Origin of the sequence: Streptomyces sp. NPDC046261, from assembly GCF_040646235.1 — a bacterium.
In the GTDB taxonomy this organism is placed as follows: domain Bacteria; phylum Actinomycetota; class Actinomycetes; order Streptomycetales; family Streptomycetaceae; genus Streptomyces.
In genome coordinates, this window is record NZ_JBEYZU010000001.1 from 522,543 (window position 1) to 543,190 (window position 20,648).

General features: G+C 74.2%; 17 protein-coding genes and 2 pseudogenes. 10 read left to right on the plus strand and 9 right to left on the minus strand.

What is annotated here, in order from left to right:
- Positions 1-25 precede the first annotated feature (25 nt).
- On the minus strand, positions 26-769 hold the full coding sequence (locus tag ABZ956_RS02430; protein ID WP_361885689.1) for a spermidine synthase: 744 nt from the start codon (positions 767-769) through the stop codon (positions 26-28).
- Between the two features lie 211 nt (positions 770-980).
- Between ABZ956_RS02430 and ABZ956_RS02435 the strand changes: the two are divergent.
- Positions 981-1,634: pseudogene (locus ABZ956_RS02435) on the plus strand (rhomboid-like protein); the annotation flags it as partial.
- Positions 1,635-1,742: 108 nt separating this feature from the next.
- Here the strand turns inward: ABZ956_RS02435 and ABZ956_RS02440 are convergent.
- Positions 1,743-2,369 (minus strand): maleylpyruvate isomerase N-terminal domain-containing protein, encoded by a 627-nt coding sequence (locus ABZ956_RS02440; protein ID WP_361885692.1) that lies wholly within the window; start codon positions 2,367-2,369, stop codon positions 1,743-1,745.
- Complete coding sequence (locus ABZ956_RS02445) at positions 2,366-3,235, minus strand: NAD(P)-binding domain-containing protein (RefSeq protein WP_361885694.1); 870 nt, start codon at positions 3,233-3,235, stop codon at positions 2,366-2,368. Before ABZ956_RS02445 ends, ABZ956_RS02440 begins: the two co-directional genes overlap by 4 nt.
- A 107-nt stretch (positions 3,236-3,342) precedes the next feature.
- On the opposite strand from ABZ956_RS02445, the gene ABZ956_RS02450 reads away from it, so the two are divergent.
- Positions 3,343-4,353 (plus strand): helix-turn-helix domain-containing protein, encoded by a 1,011-nt coding sequence (locus tag ABZ956_RS02450; RefSeq protein ID WP_361885697.1) that lies wholly within the window; start codon positions 3,343-3,345, stop codon positions 4,351-4,353.
- Between the two features lie 89 nt (positions 4,354-4,442).
- Entirely contained in the window at positions 4,443-6,851 is a 2,409-nt protein-coding gene (gene lon / locus ABZ956_RS02455) for an endopeptidase La (RefSeq protein WP_361885699.1), read from the plus strand.
- 85 nt (positions 6,852-6,936) lie between these two features.
- On the opposite strand, the pseudogene ABZ956_RS02460 reads toward lon, so the two are convergent.
- A pseudogene (locus ABZ956_RS02460) lies at positions 6,937-7,383 on the minus strand (hypothetical protein); the annotation flags it as partial.
- On the opposite strand from ABZ956_RS02460, the gene ABZ956_RS02465 reads away from it, so the two are divergent.
- On the plus strand, positions 7,289-10,036 hold the full coding sequence (locus ABZ956_RS02465; RefSeq protein ID WP_361885702.1) for a M4 family metallopeptidase: 2,748 nt from the start codon (positions 7,289-7,291) through the stop codon (positions 10,034-10,036). The pseudogene ABZ956_RS02460 and the gene ABZ956_RS02465 overlap by 95 nt on opposite strands.
- A gap of 74 nt (positions 10,037-10,110) precedes the next feature.
- On the opposite strand, the gene ABZ956_RS02470 is transcribed toward ABZ956_RS02465, so the two are convergent.
- Complete coding sequence (locus ABZ956_RS02470) at positions 10,111-11,025, minus strand: lysozyme (RefSeq protein ID WP_361885705.1); 915 nt, start codon at positions 11,023-11,025, stop codon at positions 10,111-10,113.
- Positions 11,026-11,249: 224 nt separating this feature from the next.
- Between ABZ956_RS02470 and ABZ956_RS02475 the strand changes: the two genes are divergently transcribed.
- Positions 11,250-11,744, plus strand: coding sequence for a MarR family transcriptional regulator (locus tag ABZ956_RS02475; RefSeq protein ID WP_361885708.1), 495 nt, complete (start codon positions 11,250-11,252; stop codon positions 11,742-11,744).
- Positions 11,745-11,823: 79 nt separating this feature from the next.
- Here ABZ956_RS02475 and ABZ956_RS02480 read toward each other — a convergent pair whose 3' ends face one another.
- Positions 11,824-12,597, minus strand: coding sequence for a hypothetical protein (locus ABZ956_RS02480; protein ID WP_361885710.1), 774 nt, complete (start codon positions 12,595-12,597; stop codon positions 11,824-11,826).
- 152 nt (positions 12,598-12,749) lie between these two features.
- Between ABZ956_RS02480 and ABZ956_RS02485 the strand changes: the two genes are divergently transcribed.
- The 5 genes from ABZ956_RS02485 to ABZ956_RS02505 all read left to right on the plus strand — a co-directional run bounded on the left by ABZ956_RS02485 (position 12,750) and on the right by ABZ956_RS02505 (position 18,239).
- The gene (locus tag ABZ956_RS02485; protein ID WP_361885713.1) at positions 12,750-15,383 is read left to right on the plus strand and encodes a nitrate- and nitrite sensing domain-containing protein; all 2,634 of its coding nucleotides are present in this window, start codon (positions 12,750-12,752) and stop codon (positions 15,381-15,383) included.
- Positions 15,384-15,448: 65 nt separating this feature from the next.
- The gene (locus ABZ956_RS02490) at positions 15,449-15,928 is read left to right on the plus strand and encodes a roadblock/LC7 domain-containing protein (RefSeq protein ID WP_361885716.1); all 480 of its coding nucleotides are present in this window, start codon (positions 15,449-15,451) and stop codon (positions 15,926-15,928) included.
- The gene (locus tag ABZ956_RS02495; RefSeq protein ID WP_361885719.1) at positions 15,925-16,347 is read left to right on the plus strand and encodes a DUF742 domain-containing protein; all 423 of its coding nucleotides are present in this window, start codon (positions 15,925-15,927) and stop codon (positions 16,345-16,347) included. Before ABZ956_RS02490 ends, ABZ956_RS02495 begins: the two co-directional genes overlap by 4 nt.
- A gap of 7 nt (positions 16,348-16,354) precedes the next feature.
- Positions 16,355-16,957 carry an ATP/GTP-binding protein gene (locus ABZ956_RS02500; protein WP_361886654.1) on the plus strand — a complete coding sequence of 201 codons (603 nt, stop codon included), beginning with the start codon at positions 16,355-16,357 and terminating at the stop codon, positions 16,955-16,957.
- A 25-nt stretch (positions 16,958-16,982) separates the two neighbouring features.
- Positions 16,983-18,239, plus strand: coding sequence for a styrene monooxygenase/indole monooxygenase family protein (locus ABZ956_RS02505; protein WP_361885722.1), 1,257 nt, complete (start codon positions 16,983-16,985; stop codon positions 18,237-18,239).
- A gap of 25 nt (positions 18,240-18,264) precedes the next feature.
- Here ABZ956_RS02505 and ABZ956_RS02510 read toward each other — a convergent pair whose 3' ends face one another.
- The 3 genes from ABZ956_RS02510 to ABZ956_RS02520 all read right to left on the minus strand — a co-directional run bounded on the left by ABZ956_RS02510 (position 18,265) and on the right by ABZ956_RS02520 (position 20,636).
- Positions 18,265-19,410 carry an NlpC/P60 family protein gene (locus tag ABZ956_RS02510; protein ID WP_361885725.1) on the minus strand — a complete coding sequence of 382 codons (1,146 nt, stop codon included), beginning with the start codon at positions 19,408-19,410 and terminating at the stop codon, positions 18,265-18,267.
- Between the two features lie 138 nt (positions 19,411-19,548).
- Positions 19,549-19,839: a hypothetical protein gene (locus ABZ956_RS02515; RefSeq protein WP_361885728.1), complete on the minus strand. Its 291-nt coding sequence runs from the start codon at positions 19,837-19,839 to the stop codon at positions 19,549-19,551.
- A 38-nt stretch (positions 19,840-19,877) separates the two neighbouring features.
- Positions 19,878-20,636: a TetR/AcrR family transcriptional regulator gene (locus tag ABZ956_RS02520; RefSeq protein ID WP_361885730.1), complete on the minus strand. Its 759-nt coding sequence runs from the start codon at positions 20,634-20,636 to the stop codon at positions 19,878-19,880.
- Between the last annotated feature and the right edge of the window lie 12 nt (positions 20,637-20,648).

The following is a 20,648-nucleotide window of genomic DNA, read 5'->3' on the forward strand; positions in this document are numbered from 1 at the left end:
GGTACGGGGAGGCGGCGGGCCTCGGCTACGCGGCACAGATGCCGAGGTGGACGACGTCCGGGACGCCTCGGGCAACGGTGATCTCTTCAGTAATTACCCCGGCGAATCCGGCATTCCGGAGGGCTTGTTCGAATGCCGGGGAGGGCTGTGCGGACCATACGGCGAGCACGCCGCCGGGGTTCAGGCGGGCGCGGCAGGCGGCCAGGCCCGCGGGCGAGTAGAGGCCGGCGTTGCCGTCGGTGACGGTCCAGTCGGGGCCGTTGTCGATGTCCAGGCAGAGGGCGTCGTGGCGGGGGCCGGGTCCGTGCAGGTGGTCCAGGAGGTCGGCGTGGACGATGTCCGTGCGCGGGTCGGCGAGCGCCTCCCCGGAGATCGCGGCGAGCGGGCCGGTGCGGTGCCAGTCGATGACCGCGCCCTCGCGTTCGACGACCGTGATCCGGCCCCACCGGGGTTCGGCGGCCGCTCTCGCCAGGGAGAAACCCACCCCGAGCCCGCCGATCAGGACGGCCGGGCGCTCGCGCCCGGGCGGCAGGGCCGCCAGCGCCGCGTCCACGAGCCGGCGCTCGGAGCGGCCGTCGGCGGTGTCCATCAGGAAACAGCCGTTGGCGATGATCTCGTGGTGCGCTCCCCGCCGCCGCAGCACGACCTCGCCGTACGGGCCGTCGCGCCGCTCGAGGACGACGGGCGCCCCGCCGCCGGCGCGGTGGCCCTCCCCGTGGCGGCCGTCGCCGTGGCGATCGTCCGCGTGCCGGACATTCGGGACAGTCATGCGAGCCTCCTGAAGTCGTCGGTCACCCGGCCGACGCGCCGGGGCGTCAAGAGGTTGACAAGGGTGACCGGAGTCACGGCCAGAGGTTGATTCGGCGGTCGGCTGTGCACCTTAATGTTCTAGAGCGGACGGGCGGAGAGGACTGCCCGAAGAGCCCGGCGAAGCCTTGGTGCGCACGTCGGGCGGGCTGCGCGGAAAGGGGCTTGGCCGAGTGACTCCGGTTGACGCCGATGCGAAAGCCGATGCGAAAGCCGATGCGGACGCCGATACGGATGCCGATGCGGACGCCGATCGGGACGCCGCCCCCGCGAGCCGTGGCAGACGCGCGCCGCGTGGCCTGCGCCGGCTCCTGCCCACCCCCACCGGCACCCCCTTCACGTTCGTCTACACCCTGATCCTGCTGGCCACCGCCGTCTACGCCGACGTCGGCGACGAGGCCACCGTCGATCAGCTGCTCCGCGACTCCAGCACCGACGCGGCACACCTCGCCGACCGTCCCCTGTTCGTGCTCATAGCCAGCGCCCTGTGGGTCGCCGGCGGCCTGTACTCCGCGTACGGGGTGGCCTTCGTCCTCGTCCTGACCGCCCTGGAGCGCCGCGTCGGCGGGGCCCGCACGGCCGGGGTCTTCCTCCTGGGACACGTCCTGGCCACGCTGGCCACGGAGCTGCCCGTGGCGGGCGCGGTCGCGGCCGGGCGGCTGCCGGAGAGCGCGCTGCACCGCCTCGACTACGGCATCAGCTTCGGGCTGATGGCCTGCGTCGGCGCCCTGTCCGGACTGCTGCCGCCCCGCGGCAGGTGGGCCCTGCTGGGCATAGCGGGCGCGATGTGCGCCCAGGACCTCGTCGAACTCGTCGACCCGCTCGCCAGCTGGGGCCACCCCATAGCCCTCCTGACCGGTCTCGCCTGTGTGCCGCTCGTGCGCGAGGGCGCCCGGCGGACCGCCCGGGCGCAGGGCACGGGCGGCGCGCACGCCTCAGCGGACGCTGCCGTCCCACTGCCATTCCTGCCGCCGTGGCTGCCCGGGCAGTACGTCCCGCCCGGTGCACCACAGGAGGGTGCGGCCGGCGGGGTGGCCGGCCGGGGCGTCGGGGAAGAGCCGGCGCAGGGCGGGCGCGCAGAGCCCGTCCGGCGGGGTCCAGTCCAGGCCCAGGCCGCGGGCGATGTCGTAGGTGTGGACGACGGTCTCCACCACGCCCATGGCGGCGAAGCCCGGCCCGTCGGAGTGGCCCCACGGGTGCCAGGCCCGGTCCCCGGGCCCCGCGCCGCGGACGGTCGCGGCCAGGAGCGCCGCCGCGATGCGGATGCCCTCCAGGCGCGCTGAGACCGGGGCCGCCGGGTCCAGCGAGGCGAACAGCGCGACGTAGCGGTCGGTGGGCCTGGCGGTCAGCAGCCCCGCGTAGCCGACGAGGCCGAGCGCCAGGTGGTCGAGGGTGGCGTGACAGGACCAGTCCAGGTCCCCGGCCGGGCGCGACCAGTCCCCGTCGGCCCCCGCCTCCAGGACGTCCGTGCACTCCTCGGCGGCCTCGACCACGAGCGCGGCCCACGAGGCCGCGCTCAGCGGGGCGTCCGCCGTGCCCCGCGTCGGTGCCGGGGCGCTCACGCGCGGCCCCCGTCGCGGACGACCTCGATCAGACGCGCGTAGCTGTCGCCGCCGTGGCCCGCGGCGACGGCCCGGGCGGTGAACGCCTTGAGCAGCTCCGGGAGCTCGACGTCCAGGCCGCGGGCCGCGCTGGCGTGCACGAGGTGGTCCATCGTCGCCAGGTGGATGTCGAGGGTGGCGTCGTCGCCCGGGTAGTGGCCCGCGTCGATCTGGGGCGCGTAGGTGTTCATGAAGCCGGTGACGGCCGTCAGCCAGCGGATCGCCACCGGCGTGAAGGCCGCCGCGCTCACCTTCTCGGAGCCGGTCAGCGCGGCGCCGTGCAGCCAGCCGCTGAGCGCCGACCACATCAGGCCGAGCAGCGCCGTGTCGTACAGCGAGGCCAGCGCCGGGTCGGTGCCGAGGTCCACCGGGTCGGCCAGGCTCGCCAGCGCCTCGCGGTGCGCGGCGAACGCCGTTGGCGAGCCGCTGCACAGCAGCATGAACTCCGTGCTCCCGATGCCCGGCGGGGTCGTCATGATCGCGCCGTCGAGGTAGTCGGCGCCGTGCTCCGCCGCCCAGGCGGCGCTCTCGCGGGCCTGCTCCGGCGATCCGGAGGTGAGGTTGACGAGTGTGCGCCCGGCCAGGGCGTCGGCGACGGGGCCGAGGACGGCGCGGGCGTCGTCGTAGGTCGTCACGCAGACCACGACGAGCTCGCTCGCGGCGACGGCGGCGCGCGGCGACTCCGCGCGGACGGCGCCCCGCTCCACGAGGGCGTCGGCCTTGGCGGCCGAGCGGTTCCAGACGGTGGTGGTGTGGCCGGCGGCCAGGAACGCGCCGGCGAGCGCGGAGCCCATCTGGCCCAGGCCGAGAACGGTGACAGCGGTCATGGTTCCTCCCCTTGTTGATCAAGTAGGACCACGCTCGCACCGCCCGCCGGCCGCCGAAAGTGGCAGAAGTGACGGGCATCGAAAAATTCCTGCCATAGGCTGCGGCCATGAGCGCCGGAACCGTTGCCGTGGTCGTGATCGATGACGACGTCCCCTTCTGGGACCTGTACGAGCTGGGGGTCGTCTGCACGGTCTTCGGCATCCCGCACCACGACCTGGCCGACCCCTGGTACGACCTGCGGCTGTGCTCGGCGCGGGGCACCGGTGCACAGGCACCGGCCGGATCGGGCGGCTTCGCGCTGCGCACGCCGCACGGGCTGGAGGGCCTGGCCGGCGCGGACACGGTGATCGTCCCCTCGGTCCCCGAGGCATGCGTCGACGGCGACCGCGAGCTGCCCCCGGACCTCCTGACCGCGCTGCGCCGGGCCGCCGACGACGGGGCCCGCATGGTGTCCCTGTGCGCCGGCGCCTTCGCGCTCGCCGCCGCCGGCATCCTCGACGGCCGCCGCGCCACCGCCCACTGGATGCACTGCGAACAGCTCGCGCGGCGCCACCCCGGCGTCGACATCGACGACTCGGTCCTCTACGTCGACGACGGCGACGTGCTCACCAGCGCCGGGGTCACCGCGGGGCTCGATCTGTGCCTGCACCTGGTCCGCCGTGACCTCGGCGCGCACGTCGCCAACCAGCTGGCCCGCCGCCTCGTCGTGCCCGCGCACCGGCCCGGAGGCCAGGCCCAGTTCGTCGACCTGTCCGTGCCCGCCACCGACGACGAGGGCCTGGCGCCCGTACTGGAGTGGGCCGTCGCGCACCTGGACCGGCCGCTGACCGTCGACGACCTGGCCCGGCGGGCCGGGACGAGCCCGCGGACGTTCTTCCGGAGACTGCAGGCGGCCACCGGTGCGACGCCGCTGCAGTGGCTGCTCACCCAGCGCCTGGCGCGGGCCCAGTCGTTGCTGGAGTCGACGCCGCTGTCCGTGGAGCGGATCGGCGAGCTGAGCGGGCTGGGTACGGGGGCGAACCTGCGCCGGCACTTCCAACTGCACTTCGGGGTGACGCCGACGGACTACCGGCGGGCGTTCCCGGGCGGCGGTGGCGCGCTGGAGCGGCCGGCCTGATCGCTCAGAGCGAACGGAGGGCCGGGAACATCCCGGCGACCCCGGGCATTGAGTCCATGTAGCTCAACTTGCCTGCCGAAGGGGAGATCATGGCTTCGATGTCGACACCGCTCACCCTGCCCGTGCTGCCGCTCGATGACGAGGTGGTCCTGCCCGGCATGGTCGTACCGCTGGACCTCTCGGACTCCGAGGTGAGGGCGGCGGTGGAGGCCGCGCAGGCCGCGGCATCCTCCGGCGGCAAGCCGAAGGTGCTGCTCGTGCCCCGCGTCGACGGCACGTACGCGGCGGTGGGCACGCTCGGCACCGTCGAGCAGGTGGGGCGCCTGTCCGACGGCGACCCCGGCGCGCTCATCCGCGGCGTGCGCCGGGTGCGGATCGGGGCCGGGACGACGGGCCCGGGGGCCGCGCTGTGGGTGGAGGGCACCCCGATGGAGGAGGCCGCCCCCACCCCGCTCCCCGGCGCGGTGACCGAGCTGATGAAGGAGTACAAGGCGCTGGCCACCAGCTGGCTGCGCAAGCGCGGCGCCTGGCAGGTCGTCGACCGCGTCCAGCAGATCGACGACGTCGGCCAGCTCGCCGACAACTCCGGCTACTCCCCCTTCCTCACGGTCGCCCAGCGCGTCGAACTGCTGGAGACCGCCGACCCGGTCGCCCGCCTCAAGCTCGCCGTGAAGTGGCTCGGCGAGCACCTCGCCGAGCAGGACGTCGCCGAGTCCATCGCCAAGGACGTCCAGGAGGGCGTCGACAAGCAGCAGCGCGAGTTCCTCCTGCGCCGCCAGCTGGAGGCCGTGCGCAAGGAGCTCGCCGAGCTGGCCGGCGACCCGGAGAGCGAGTCCGACGACTACCGCGCCCGCGTCGAGGCCGCCGACCTGCCGGAGAAGGTCCGTGAGGCCGCGCTCAAGGAGGTCGGCAAGCTCGAGCGCGCCTCCGACCAGAGCCCGGAGAGCGGCTGGATCCGCACCTGGCTCGACACGGTCCTGGAGATGCCGTGGAACGAGCGCACCGAGGACGCGTACGACATCCCCGGCGCCAAGGCCGTGCTCGACGCGGACCACGCGGGGCTGGAGGACGTCAAGGAACGGATCACCGAGTACCTGGCGGTGCGCAAACGGCGCGCCGACCGGGGGCTGGGCGTGGTCGGCGGGCGGCGCGGGGGCGCGGTGCTCGCGCTCGTCGGCCCGCCCGGCGTGGGAAAGACGTCGCTGGGCGAGTCCGTCGCCCGGGCGATGGGCCGTAAGTTCGTCCGTGTGGCGCTCGGCGGCGTCCGCGACGAGGCGGAGATCCGCGGCCACCGGCGCACGTACGTGGGCGCGCTGCCGGGCCGGATCGTGCGGGCGGTCAAGGAGGCCGGCTCGATGAACCCGGTCGTCCTGCTCGACGAGATCGACAAGGTCGGCTCGGACTTCCGCGGCGACCCGGCGGCGGCCCTGCTGGAGGTCCTCGACCCGGCCCAGAACCACACCTTCCGCGACCACTACCTGGAGGTCGAGCTCGACCTGTCGGACGTCGTCTTCCTGGCGACGGCCAACGTCCTGGAGGCCATCCCGGAGCCCCTCCTGGACCGCATGGAGCTCGTCCGCCTCGACGGCTACACCGAGGACGAGAAGGTCGTCATCGCCCGCGACCACCTGCTGCCCCGGCAGCTGGAGCGCGCGGGCCTGGGAAGCGGCGAGGTCGTGCTGGAGGACGAGGCCCTGCGCATGCTCGCCGGCGAGTACACGCGCGAGGCGGGCGTGCGCACCCTGGAGCGCGCGGTGGCCCGCCTGCTGCGCAAGATCGCCGCGAAGCACGAACTGGGCGAGCAGGAGCTGCCCTTCACGGTGGGCGTGGAACAGCTGCGCCCGCTGATCGGGCGGCCGCACCACACCCCGGAGTCGGCCCAGGACCCGGCCGAGCGCCGCACGTCGGTGCCGGGCGTGGCCACGGGGCTCGCGGTCACGGGCGCGGGCGGCGACGTCCTGTTCGTCGAGGCGTCGCTGGCCGACCCGGAGACCGGCGGCGCGGGCCTGACCCTCACCGGTCAGCTCGGCGACGTCATGAAGGAGTCCGCCCAGATCGCCCTGTCCTTCCTGCGCTCCCACGGCGCCGAACTGGAACTGCCGGTGGGCGACTTCAAGGAGCGCGGCGTCCACCTGCACGTCCCGGCGGGCGCGGTCCCCAAGGACGGCCCGAGCGCGGGCATCACCATGACGACGGCCCTGGCCTCGCTGCTCTCCGGCCGCCAGGTCCGCCCGGACGTGGCGATGACGGGCGAGGTCTCCCTGACGGGCCGCGTCCTGCCCATCGGCGGCGTCAAGCAGAAGCTGCTGGCCGCCCACCGGGCCGGGATCACCACCGTCGTGATCCCCAAGCGCAACGAACCCGACCTCGACGACGTCCCGGCGGAGGTCCTGGACACGCTCGACGTCCACCCGGTCTCGGACGTCCGCCAGGTCCTGGAGCTGGCCCTGACGCCGGCCACGACCGCCGCGGACCAGGAGGTCCCGGTCGCGGCGTGACGGACGCGACCGGGACACGGGCCCGGCCCCCCCGCCCATACGGGGGGGGCCGGGCCCCGGGCGTGTCCCCCTCGCCGCCGGCCCCCCGCCGCAGGGGCTGTAACAAGCCCTGTTCCTCGTAGTAGCGCAGGTCCCGTTCGCTGACGCCCGTGCGCGCGCCGGGACGGCTGTCCGATGCGCAATGGGCCCTTCCGGTTCCTTCGCAAGGCCGCCCATCGCCTTTCGGCCGAAAGGCGCCCCCCGGAACGCACACCCCATTGATCGGTTCGGGCCTCGGCTGTTGCATGTCCTCCGACCAAAGATGTTCCGGCGTTCCGGCACGTACGGAGGGGGAATCCTTGCGTAAGCCCAGAGCACGTTCAGGAAGATCGGCCGCGAAGAGCGGGATAGCGGGGGCGGCAGCGCTGGTGGGCGCTGCCGCCCTTGTCGTATCCGCGGTGCCCGCACAGGCGTTCGCGGCGCAGCACGGCGGGGACCCCGTCGAGGTGATCCCGGGGAAGGGAACCTCCACCCCTTCCCTGGTCGACGGCATCCGGGAGGGCGTGAAGGCCGGGGCGAGCCCGGCCGACGCGGCGCGTGGGCACCTCGCGGAGAAGCAGGGCCGGTACCGCATCGCGGACCCCGGACGGGACCTGAAGCCCGTGCAGACGCTCACCAGTGGGGCGGCCGAGACGGTGCGGCTCCAGCAGAAGCACCGCGGGATCGACGTCCTGGGCGGCCAGTACGTCGTCCGGATGGAGAAGAAGGACGGCAAGCGCGTCGTCACCGGCACCTCCGGAAAGTACTTCACCGGTCTGAAGGCCGACACGAAGGCGGAGGTCGGCGAGGAGCTGGCGGTGCGGCGGGCCGTCGGGGCGACGCTGGAGCGGCTCGGCGGCAAGAAGCTGGGCAAGGCCGACGTGGCCGCCGCCAAGGGCGGGCGCACCAAGGCCGCCGCCTCGCTCAGCGGCACGGCACGCGGCCTGGTCGTGCTGCCCAAGGGCGCCGGGGTGCTGGCGCACCACGTCACCGTGCGCGGCGCGGACCCGGCCACGGGGCAGCCCGTGCTGCAGGAGGTCTACATCGACGCCAAGGCCGGCTTCCCGGTCCTGCAGTACAGCGGCATCAAGACCTTCGGCACCGCCACCCCGCCCGCCGCGTCCGCCACGGCCGTCAAGCCGGCCGGGGACGGCAAGGCCCCCGCGGCCGGGGACCGCCACCCGGGCGTCGCCGGGTCCGGAGTGAAGTACGACGGCACCACCGTGGAGCTGGGGCTGTACTTCGACACCGCCCGCGGCGAATACCTCATGCGCGACCACTCCCGGATGTGGGACACCAGCAAGAACGTCCTGTCCACCTGGGACGCGCGCGGCAAGGACGTCACGGAGACGAGCGGCCGCTGGCCCGAGGGCATCAAGGAATTCGGCTCCAAGGGGCCGCAGTTCGACAAGGAGGCCACCGAGGCGGGCGCGGTCGACGCGCACTGGGCCGCGGGCAAGGTCTACGACTACTACAAGAAGGCGCACGGCCGCGACAGCCTCGACGGCCGCGGCATGACCGTCAATTCCCTGGTGGGCGTGACCTACTTCGACATGGCGTTCGTCAACGCCTTCTGGGACGGCACCAAGATGGTGTACGGCTCCGGCGACGAGGAGCACAAGACGCTCTCCGCCGACCTGGACGTCGTCGGCCACGAGATGACGCACGGCGTCGTCGAGAACTCCGCGAACCTCGTCTACGCCGGCCAGTCGGGCGCCCTCAACGAGGCGATCGCCGACTACTTCGGCAACGCCATCGCCGTGGACGCGGCCGGCATGTCCATGGACCACCCGGAGGCGGGCCTGCTCGGCGGCGACCTGTGCCGGACGAAGTCCCCGCGCGAGTGCGCGCTGCGCGACCTCAACGACGGCGCCACGACGTCCAGGAACTTCCTGGGCGTCGCCTTCGGCAACGACAGCGGCGGCGTGCACCTCAACTCGACGATCTTCTCGGGCGCCCTGTGGGACATCCGCGAGGACCTCGGCCGTACCGTCGCCGACAAGATCGCCTACAAGGCGCTGACGGAGTACATGACGCCGCTCGACGGCTTCACCGAGGGCCGCGCCGCGGTCATCGCCGCGGCGAAGGCCCTCAAGGTCTCCGCCAAGGACCTGAACGTCGTCAAGCGCTCGTTCAACGCCCATGGCATCGTGCCCAACTGGGAGCAGGCCCTCGGCGTCGACACCGACCTGCTCCTGGGCAAGCTCAACACCGCCGGCACCGGCGTGGGCGCGGGCGGCGGCTGGTGGGCCACGTCCAAGTCCAACGACGACGGCACCGAGGCGTACTCGCTCTACGCCGGCCGTGCGGACGGCAAGGGCACCCCGAAGCTGATGAGCCCGAACGACGGCCGCTACCACGTCGAGCCCGCCACCGACGGCAAGAGCGTGGTGTGGCTGGCGTACGGGCCGGCGGGCACGGACGTGCTGTCCAGGCCGCTGGCCGGCGGCCCGGTCAGGAAGCTCTACAGCACCACCGACGGCATCCGCGGCCTGCGGGTCGAGGGAGCGGTGGTGACGTTCGAGACGATGGACGGCGACGGCGGCCGGCACGTGGGCTACCTGCGCACCGGCGACAAGCAGCCGACCTGGGTCGACGAGCGCCGGGCGGAGCTGGGCTCGGCCCTGCCCTCCCTCAGTGGTGAGCGGCTGGCCTACGCCAAGATCTACCCCGACGGCGACACCTACCGGATGGGTGTCGAGGTGCTGGACCTCAAGAGCGGTCAGAAGAAGCTCATGAACCAGCTCGGCACGCCCGAGGGCATCGGCCAGACGGCCGTCACCGGCAAGCACGTCGTGTGGATCGCGGACGAGGTCGTCGACGAGGGCCAGGTGGCGGTGCGGCGCGCCAACCTCGACGGCACGGGCACGGTCGACATCAGCAAGGAGAAGGGCGCCGACGCGCTGAACGCCCTGGACCTGACGGCCTCCGACGACGCGGTGACCGTCACCGCGGAGGTGCCGGACGACCGGTACCGCAACGAGACGATGGCCAAGCTCTGGCAGTTCACCGCCGACGCCACCCCGGCGCGGGCGCGCGTCTCCTGCAACCGCGGCGAGCAGATCGGCGCGGCGGCGGCCGGCGGCAGGCAGGTGGTGTGGATCGACGGCACCACCGGCTCCACCGACCTGGTGACCCGCACCCGCCCCGCGGGCCGCTGCGGCTAGCCCCTGACGGATGAACGAACCGGGCCCCCGGCGCCGATGTGCCGGGGGCCCGCTGTCGTTGGTCCGTGGCCCGGTCAGCCGTAGGCGAGCGCCTTGAGCCGGTTGTACGAGCCGTTGAAGCGGTCGTGGTCGCCCACGGTCGGGCCGGTGTCGGTGTACTGCCAGAAGGTGTAGAAGCCCCAGCCGTTGGGGAGCTCACCGGAGGAGGAGCCGTAGCGCGGCACCCACAGCGGGTTGTACTTGCCGAATCCGCCGTAGTTCCCGGTGCACTTCTTCCACCACGCGGTCGAGGTGTAGATCACCGCGTCGCGCCCGGTGTGGGCCCGGTAGGCGTCGAGGAAGTCCTCGATCCAGTCGATCATCCGGCCCGTGCCCATCCCGTAGCAGGTGTCGCCGTAGGGGTTGTACTCCATGTCGAGGACGCCGGGCAGCGTCCAGCCGTCGTCCGTCCAGCCGCCGCCGTGGTCGACGAAGTAGTCGGCCTGCGCGGCTCCGCTGGAGTTCCCCGGCAGCGCGAAGTGGTACGCGCCCCGGATCATGCCCGCGTTGTACGGGCCGTTGTACTGCTGGGCGAAGTAGGGGTTGGTGTAGCTGGTGCCCTCGGTGGCCTTGGCGTAGGCGAATCTGACGCCGCTGTTCCAGAGCTTGGACCAGGAGACGTTGCCGTTGTGGCTGCTGACGTCCACGCCCTCGACGGAGGCGCTCACCGAGGGGCCCGCCAGGGAGAGGTCGGGCAGCGAGAGGTTGGGCAGCGAGAGGTCGGGCAGGGAGGAACCCTTGGCGGCCAGGCCGCGGTCGCCCTCGTGGGCACGGACGGTCGAGCCCATCCAGTCCCGCTCGGGGTGGGTCGGGCGGCCGTTGTTTCCGGCCACCGCGGTGGCGGTTCCGGGGAGAGTGACGAGCAGGGTGAGTGCGGTCAGCAGGGAGAGGAGGATGGCCGCCGCTGTGGGGGGTTGCGGGCGGCCCGGGCCGGAGTGGTGCTCGGGCATGAAGTGCCTCCGAGGCCATGGTGGGGGGAGTGTGCCGGGGAGTTCAATGGTCACCGCATTGGTATGACCATGTCATTTATCAAGCTACGGGCGTAGACGCGGCCCGCGATAGGGACCCGGGGTGCTGCCGTTGGTCTAATCCTGCGAAATACTGACGGAGCTGCGGCAACCCGCCGTCGCAGGACGAATTTTTCAGCGGCTGAAAAAGCAGGAGAGGGTCCGACGTGCACGAGAGAGGTACCCCGCCTCCCGAGGAGGGCGGTCCGAGCGCCGGCGACGGCAGTGGTGTGGACCACGCCTTCCTCGCCCTGGAGCGCGAGCTGGCCGTCTTCCTGCGCCGCGCCCGTGCCTCCTCCGGCGAGCTGGCCCGTGAGGTCCACCCCGATCTGGAGCCCGCCGCCTACGGGTTGCTCGTCCGCCTCGAGGAGGCCGGCCAGCAGCGGGCCACCGACCTCGCCGCCTACTTCGGCGTCGGCAAGGCCACCATGAGCCGCCAGCTGCGCGCCCTGTGCGAACTCGGCCTCATCGTCCGCGACCCGGACCCCGCCGACGGCCGCGCCTCGCTGGTGCAGATCACCGACGAGGGCCGCGCCCGCTTCACCCGCGTACGCGACGCCCGCCGCGCCCAGTACATGAGCAAGCTCGCCGGCTGGGACCGCGACGAGGTCGCCGAGCTCGCCCGGCTGCTCCACCAGCTGAACGAGCGCGCGGAATCCTGACCGGGGCCCCGGGCGTCCCCCGGGGCGCCGGCCGTGGCCCGGCGCCCCGTCAGGAACGTGGCCCGCGGCGGGGCGGGGTCTACAGCTCGGCATAGACGGCCGCCGCGTCGTCGTGCGGTTTGCCCCGCCGGAACGCCAGCCCCTGTGGGTCCGCCCGCTCCGCCTCCCGCACCCGGTCGATCAGCGCCCGGGGGCCCTCCTTCGCCAGGAGCGCGAAGCACTCCGGCCATCCGCCCCCGCCGAACACCTCGACCCAGCGGGACGCGCCGTCGCTGAGCGCCGCCAGCGCACGCACCTCGGCGCGCGCCGTACTGCCCGTGACCGCGCGGGCGGCCACGGCCGGATCGGCCGCGGCCGTGAAGAAGCCCCCCTCGGCGTTGCGCTGGTCGTCCGTCACCCTGCCCCGCGCCGCCAGACGGGCGATCCGGTCGTCCAGCACGGCCGACACCGCGCCGTCCACGCCCTCGATCAGCAGCGCCGAGTCGGAGAGCACCAAGTGCTCCACCCGCTCCCCGTCCCAGCGCGCCACCACGACGGTCGCCTGCGGGGTGCGCCGATGCGTCAGGTCGCAGGTGTCCCGGTGGGCATCCGCCGTCCGGGCGACGGCACCGGAAAGACACCGGGCCAGCGTCAGCTCCCGCCGTGCGGTCGCCAGTTCGAGCAGCGCCCCGCCGAGCCGCGCCGTGAACCACGGGACGCCGTGCGAACAGCCCGTCGCGCCGTCCGGCGGCGGGGTCACCCCGTCCAGCAGGACGAGGACGCCCCCCTCACCCGAGGCGGGCAGGGCGACGGACGCGAAGTCCTCGTTCGGGCGCCCCGGATCCCCGGGCTGAGCGGCGAGTTCGATGCGCATGCGGCCAGTGTGCCGGATGCCCGAATTTCCGCGTCGGTTGACGCGCATCCTTCCGGCGCGCCGGGCGGTTTACCTGATGGAGCACTTGCCGGGGGAATGCGGTGGGTGCCACCAGCAAGGGGCCACCAGGGTGGGGCACGGACGACAGCAGATTGCGAGCCACGGTGCGGAAGAAGCGGCTTCGCGGCGGCCAGCGCGAACAGCAGACCACAGGAGTGCCGGAGCGCACCGCCCGCGTACGCAACCGGCTCATCGCCTCCGTCGCCGTCGTCTCCCTCACGGCCCTCGGCACGAGCGCCTTCGGCATCGCCGACGCCATACGCGACCTCGGTGACTCCCGGCGCCTGGCCGCCCTCGCCAAGACCGGCAGCGGCGCCGTCGCGCTCGCCCACTCCCTGGCCGACGAGCGCGACGCCATGACCGAGTACGTGGCCGGCGGCCGCGGCGGCGCGCCCTCCTTCGCCGGCGGCGTGCCGGAGGACCAGCGCGCCCGGGTGGACCGGCAGATCGCGGAGTTCCGCCCCGGCGCGCCCGCGTCCCTGCAACGGCGCCTGGACCACCTGCCCGAGGTCCGCCGCCAAGCCCTGGCCGGGCCCGGCGACGCCCTCGCCGCCTTCACCGCGTACACCGCCACCATCCAGGCGCTGCACGGGCTCGCCGCCGGCCTCACCCACCGGCTGCCCGGACGCGCCCAGTCGGGTGAAGCCGTGGCGCTGCCCGCGCTCGGGCGCGCCGTCGAGGAAGCCTCCGCCACCCGCGGCCTGCTCCTCGCCGCCCTCGCCGCCCGCGGCACCCAGGCACAGCTCGCCCTGACGGCCCAGCAGAGCGGCCTGCGGGAGAAGGCCGCCCTCGCCGACTTCCGCCAGCTCGCCCCCGCCGCGCTGCGCACGGAGTACGCCCGTACGGTCAGCGGCCCCCAGGTCACCGCCGCCGAGGCCCGGCTGGCCCGGCTGGCCGTCCGGCCGCAGCCGACGGCGGCGGAAGTGGAGCGGCCCGGGCCCGTACGGGCGGAGCTGACCGCCCGCCTCGACCAGCTGCGCGGCCTGGAATCCGGGCTGGCCACGGAGGAGATGGCCCGGCTGGCGGGGCTGCGCGCCCACGACGTCACCGCCCTGGAGGTCCGCGGCGCCCTCGCCGTGCTGGCCTTCCTCCTCGTGCTCGGCACCGGCATCCAGTCGGCCCGCTCCGTGACCCGCCCGCTCGCCGCCCTCCGGCTCGGGGTCCGCCGGGTGTGCGCCGACCCGGTGGCCCGGGAGCCGGTCTCCTTCCAGGGCCGCGACGACGAGTTCGCCGAGGTCGCCCGGTCCGTCAACGTGCTGCACGGCACGGTCGTCCGGCTGCGGGAGCGCGTCGCCCTCCTCGAGGGCGAGCGCAACCGCCTGGACGTCGCCCGGCAGGACCTCGCCGACGAGCGGGACGTGCTGCGCGGCAAGTTCCAGGAGCTCACCGAGCGGATGGCCGGGCTCTCCGGCCGGGTCCACGCCACGTTCGTCAGCCTCTCGCGGCGCACGCTCGGCCTCGTCGAGCAGCAGCTGACCGTCATCGAGTCCATGGAGGCCCACGAGGCGGACCCCGACCGCCTGGAAGTGCTCTTCAAGCTCGACCACCTCGCCACCCGCATGCGCCGCCACAACGAGAACCTGCTGGTCCTCGCCGGCTCCGAGCCCCGCAGCGGACACGCCGGCGCCGTACCGCTGCTGGACGTCCTGCGGGCAGCCGTCAGCGAGATCGACCGGTACGAGCGGGTGCGCATCCACTCCCTGCCCGCCCGCGCCCAGCTCGTGGGCTTCGCCGCCGACGGCGTGAGCCACCTGGTGGCCGAGCTGCTGGAGAACGCGACGGCGTTCTCCCCGCCCGACGTCCAGGTCCAGGTCTCCGGCTGGCTGCTGGAGAACGGCGAGGTCATGCTCTCCATCCAGGACGAGGGCATCGGCATGGCCCCCGAGCGGCTCGACGAGCTCAACGCCCTGCTGGCGGAGGCCGACCCCGACCCGCTGCGCACCGAGAGCGGCGAGCGGGGCGAGCCCGTCATGGGCCTCGGCCTGTACGTCGTCGCCCGGCTCGCCGCCCGGCACGGCGTCCGGGTGCAGCTGCGCGAGCAGCGGCCGGGCGGCATCACCGCCGTCGTCGTGCTGCCCGGAGCGCTGCTGTCCGCCGAGCACCCCGCCGTCACCGACCCCGCCACCGCGCCCCCCGTCCCGGGATCGGCGCGCACGGCCCCGCACGGCGACCTGCCCGGCGCGGTCGCGGAGGCCAACTCGCACCACCTGCCCGGCCGGGCCCCCCACCCCACGCCGCCGGCGCCCGTACCGGGCCAGCGACGGCACGCGCCCTGGGTCGGCCAGGACGAACAGACCATCCAGCTCACCACCGTACGCAGGCCCGCCCCGGACCGGGTCGAGCCGCCCCCGAACCTCGGCCGCCACGCCCGGCAGGCCGCCCCGCCCCGCGCCCCCCGTCCCGAGCCGCCGCGCCCGGAGGCCGTGCGCCCCGAGCCACTGCGCCCCCAGACGCGGCCGGAGCCCGCCCCGGGCCCGGGCACCGTCACCGGCAACGGCCTGCCCAAGCGGACCCCCAGGGTCGTGGCGCAGAAGCCCGTACCGCTGAGCGTGCGCCAGGGCGTGGACGCGGAGGCGCTGCGCCGCAAGCTCGCGGGCTTCCAGCAGGGGGCGCGGGAGGGACGCCGCGAGGTCGAGGCGGAGCTGACGGGGCTGGACCGAGGTACTGATCGGAATCGAGCGGGGGCGCCGGACGAGGGCGGCTCTGTCGAGGAGGCACGCGGTTGACTGCATTTTCCCAGGGGGCGGCGCCTGTGACCCCCGCCCGCACCACTGGCGTCACTGCCTATGGGTTGAGCGACGAGGCCCGCAATCTGCACTGGCTGTTGACCGATCTGGTCGAGGAGGTGCCGGGCGTACTGTCCGTCGCCGTCGTCTCCTCCGACGGACTGCTGCTGCTCTCGTCGTCGCCGGAGCACGCGAGACCCCCGGGCGTCCCCGGCGCCCCCGGCGCCGTCGGGCCGGGCTCGGAGGGGCCACGCGGCTCCACTGCCGACCTCGCCACGATCGTCGCCGGGCTCGGCAGCCTGACCACGGGCGCGGCGACGCTGATGGACGGCGGCGCGGTCAAGCAGACGATGGTCACCATGGACGGCGGCGGCCTGTTCGTCATGACCATCAGCGACGGCTCGCTGCTGGGCGTCCACACCGCGCCCGACTGCGACATGGGCGTCGTCGCCTACCACATGGCACTGTTCGTGGGCCGGGCCGGACATGTCCTGACCCCCGAACTCCGCCGCGAGCTCCGTCAGTCGGTGGAGGCCGTCAGATGAGCGCCGCAGCTCCCCGGCTGTGTCCGCCCGTAGGCCCCGCGCCCGCGCTCAGGACCGCGCGCGTCCGCCCGTACTCGCTCACCGGCGGGCGCACTCGCCTGGGACATCTCCTGCTCGTGGAGACCTTCGTGGCGGCCCCGCCCGACGCGGGACGCGACGCGCCGCCGGAGCCGCCCTCCGGCGGCGGGCTGGCCGCGCGGGTCCTGCCCGAGGTGCGCGCCATCGTCGGACTGTGCCGCCGGCTGCGTTCGGTCGCCGAGGTCGCCGCCCTGCTGAAGATGCCGCTGGGCGTCGTGCGGGTCCTCCTCGGCGACCTGGCCGACCAGGGAAGGATCCGCGTCTACGGCACCGGGCACGCCACCGGCCGGCCCGACCGCGCGCTGCTCGAAAGGGTGCTGAGTGGACTACGCAGGCTCTGACGCGACGGTGGCCCGCCAGGCCGCCGAGGACCGGGCGGCCTGCTGGCAGACCGACCTGACCCGGGCCCCCGCCGCCACGAAGATCGTCATCGCCGGGGGTTTCGGCGTCGGCAAGACCACCTTCGTCGGCTCCGTCTCCGAGATCACCCCGCTGCGCACCGAAGCGATCATGACGACCGCCGGTGAGGACGTGGACGACCCCGCGGCCGTCCCGGGGAAGTCGACGACCACGGTCGCCATGGACTTCGGGCGCATCACCCTCGAAGCCGACTTGGTGCTGTACCTGTTCGGCACCCCCGGCCAGAAGCGGTTCTGGTTCATGTGGGACGACGTGGTGCGCGGCGCCATCGGCGCGGTCGTGCTCGTCGACACCCGGCGGCTGGCGGACTGCTTCCCGGCCCTGGACTACTTCGAGAGCGGCGGCCTGCCCTACGTCGTGGCCGTCAACCACTTCGAGGGCACGCCCCGCCACACCCCCGAGGCGGTGCGCGAGGCGCTGGCCCTCGCTCCGGACGTGCCGGTCGTCACCATGGACGCCCGGCAGCGGATCACGGTCGTCGAGACGTTGCTGACCCTCGTCGGCAGGGCTCTTGAGGTCAACCCCGCGTGAACACCGAACGGAGGCGAGCACACCCGTGCGACGGATTCTCATAGTCGGAGCCGGCCAGTCCGGACTCCAGCTGGCCCTCGGCCTGCAGGCCAAGGGCTACGACGTGACGGTCATGTCCAACCGGACCGCCGAGGAGATCCGCTCCGGGCGGGTCATGTCCACCCAGATCATGTTCCGCACGGCCCTGCGCTACGAGCGCGAACTGGGCCTGAACTTCTGGGAGGGCCTCGCGCCCCGCGTCGAGGGCCTCGGCATCTCGGTGGCCGGCACCGTGGCCGGGGTGGCCGGCGTCCAGCGGCCGGTGGACTGGGTCGGGCGGCTCGACGGCTACGCCCAGTCCGTCGACCAGCGGGTGAAGATGGCCGGCTGGCTGGACACCTTCGCCGAGCGCGGCGGCCGGCTCGTCGTGCACGGCGCGGCCGTCTCCGACCTGGACTTCCTCGCCCCCCGCTACGACCTGGTGCTCGTCGCGGCGGGCAAGGGCGAACTGGTCTCGCTCTTCGCCCGCGACCCGGCCCGTTCCCCCTACGCCGCCCCGCAGCGCTCCCTCGCCCTGGCCTACGTCCACGGCCTGGGCCCGCGCGCCGAGCACCCGGAGTACGAGGCCGCCCGCTGCAACCTCGTGCCGGGCGTCGGCGAGCTGTGGGTCATCCCCACCCTCACCACGTCCGGCCGCGCGGACATCCTCTTCTGGGAGGGCGTGCCCGGCGGTCCCCTCGATGTCTTCCACGACCTCGACGGTCCCGGCGAGCACCTCGCCCGCACGCTCGAGCTGCTGGAACGGTTCGTGCCGTGGGAGTACGGGCGGGCCACCGCCGTCGAACTCACCGACGCCCACGCCACCCTGGCCGGGCGTTACGCGCCGACCGTCCGGGACCCCGTCGGCCGGCTGCCCTCGGGCGGGCTGGTCCTCGGCGTCGCGGACGCCGTCGTCGTCAACGACCCGCTGACCGGCCAGGGGTCCAACTCGGCCGCCAAGTGCGCCGCCTCCTACCTCGCCTCCATCCTGGAGCGGGGCGAGGAGCCGTTCGACGAGGACTGGATGCGGACGGCCTTCGAGCGGTACTGGGCGTCCGCCCGGCACGTCACCCGGTGGACCAACGCCATGCTGGCGCCGCAGTCCGGGCACGTGCGCAGCCTGCTGGGCGCGGCGAGCGGCCTGCAGCACGTGGCCGACCGCTTCGCCAACGGCTTCGACGACCCCTCGGACTTCGAGGACTACTTCTTCGAGGCGGCCAAGACGGAGGCGTACGTCGCGGAGGCCGCGCTGGCCGCCGGCTGAGGCCCGCGGGCGGGCCGGCCGGCGCCTACCACTGCGGTGCGTCCGCCGGCCCGTACCCCTCGTCCGGCCCGGCGGTCGCGTCGTCGGGCAGCTGTGGGGGCACGTACGAGCGCATCGGGGCCTGGTCCGCGTCCGGCCGCACCGCGCCGAGGAGCGGGTTGGCGGCGATGGGGGAGACCTTGACGCGGGCGCCGGGCCTGGGCGCCTGTATCACCAGGCCGTCGCCGATGTAGAGGGCCACGTGGGTGGCCCCCTCGAAGTACAGGACGAGGTCGCCGGGGCGCAGCTCGTTCAGCGCCACCCTGGGCAGGGACTTCCACTGCTCCTGGCTGGTGCGCGGGATCGCGTCGCCCGCGTGGGCCCAGGCCTGGGAGGTGAGACCTGAGCAGTCGAAGGAGTCCGGTCCCTCCGCGCCCCACACATAGGGCTTGCCGACCTGCCGGAAGGCGTACTCCAGCGCCTTGCCGCCGGCTCTGGAGGGTGCCTGGGCGCCGCCGAGCGCGCCCGAGGCGAGCAGTCTGCGCTGGGCGGCGCGGGTGCCGCGCTGTTCCAGCCGGTGCAGCTCGGCGAGCTGGGCGGGGGTCAGCGAGGCCAGCACCCCCTCGACCTCGGCCAGCTTCCGCCGGACGCTGTCGCGCTGTTTCTTGCGGGTCGCGGCGAGGGTCTGCTGGGTGTTGAGCGCGTCCCGGGCCCGGGCGGCGAGGGCGGCCGCCCGTCGCTCGCCGTCGGAGAGCCTCTCGACGGTGCTCGCCCGGCGCCCCGCGGCCCGGGTGATCTCGTGGCCGCGGTCCAGCGCCCGGCGCGGATCGGCGCTGAGCAGGAACTGCACATAGGGGGAGAGGGGGCTGCCCCCGGCCCCGCGGTACTGCTCGCGGGCGAGGCGGCCGGCGTCGTCGCGGCTGCCGGTGAGGGCGAGGCGGGCCTCGGCCAGGTCCTCGTTGAGCCGGTCGACCTCGGCGCGCTTCTTCTTGAGCTTCTCCTCGGTGGCGTTGTAGGACTCGGTGGCCTCCTCGGCCTTCCGGTAGAGCATCCGGAGCCGGTCCAGCAGGGCGCTGACCGAGCGGTCGGGCGGGCCGGCGGGCGCGGCGCCCGCCGGCGGCGCGGGCACGGCGAGGGTGGTGCCCGCCAGCAGCGCCGCCGTGCAGACCGTGCGCACGAACCGTCCTGACACAGGTTCACCTCCGGTAGCGGCGTGGTCGTGCCCTTGGGGAGGATCGTGCCACGCGCAGTATGACTAACGGGGGCGCTGTGGGTGAAACCGCCCAATGTGCTGGACTCTTCGGTCGACCGGCCGTCACCCGTGTGGCGGCTAGTGCTCCTGAGGGCCGCGCGGCGGTCGTGACCAGGGCCACCGGAGCCGGCCGGCCCCGGACCGGCCCTCCGGGTCGTAGGCGTACTTCCAGCCCCGGGGAAGCCCGAGCCGGCGCGTCGTGGCCGCCGGGACCCGCCGGTAGACGTGCACGGTCGGCGCCCCGCCGTCCTCCAGGGGCGGCACCGGGACCTCGTACACCTTGGGCGGCAGGCCGTTCAGGCCCACGAGCACGGGCAGCACGCGCCCGTCCAGGGGCCCGCCCTCGAAGGGCGTCTCTTCGCTTCTCACGGTGCCCAGTGTCCGTCAGCGGCGCCCGTCCCGCGGCATCAGGTGCCGTGGGTGCGTCCCCCGCCCGCCCGTGGCGCGAGCAGGTGGCCCGCGTCCGCGACGACCGGTGCCATGCGGCGGACCAGGTCGGCCACCCGCCCGTCGGCCGGCTCCAGGGCGAGCGCCGCGCGGGCCGCGCGGGCGGTCTGCGGGTCGCCGGCCGCCGTGGCCGTCAGCAGCGCCACGAAGTGGTCGACCAGCCAGTCCCGCAGCTCCTCCAGCGGCGGCTGCTTCCCCTCGGCCAGCCAGATCAGCGAGGCCGCCTCCACGGCCGCCAGCCACGTCCGCACCATCATGCGCAACCGCACCCCCGGATCGGGCACCGAGAGGTGCTTGAGGATCTGCGCGGCGGCGGCCCTGCGCACCTCGTCGACGATGGCGCCCGTACGGGGGGTCTCCGCGACGCTGCCGCCGCGCAGCAGCGCGCTGAAGCCCGCGTCGTGCCCGTCGACGAAGGCCAGGTAGCGGTCGAGCGCCGCGGTGAGCCGGCCCGTGAGGGGGCCGGTCTGCGGCTCGGCGAAGCACAGTTCGAGGTCGTCGGCGGCGCTGCGCAGGGCGGCCTCGTATAACTGCGGCTTGCCGCCGGGGAAGTAGCGGTAGACCAGGGGCCGGGAGACCCGGGCGGCGGCCGCGACGTCGTCGAGGGAGACGTCCCCGGGCGCCCGGTGGGCGAAGAGCCCGAGCGCCGTGGTGATCAGCTGGGCACGGCGCTCGGGGACACTGAGCCTGCGGTAGGAGGCGGTTCCGCTGCCGGTCATGCAGGGCAGGGT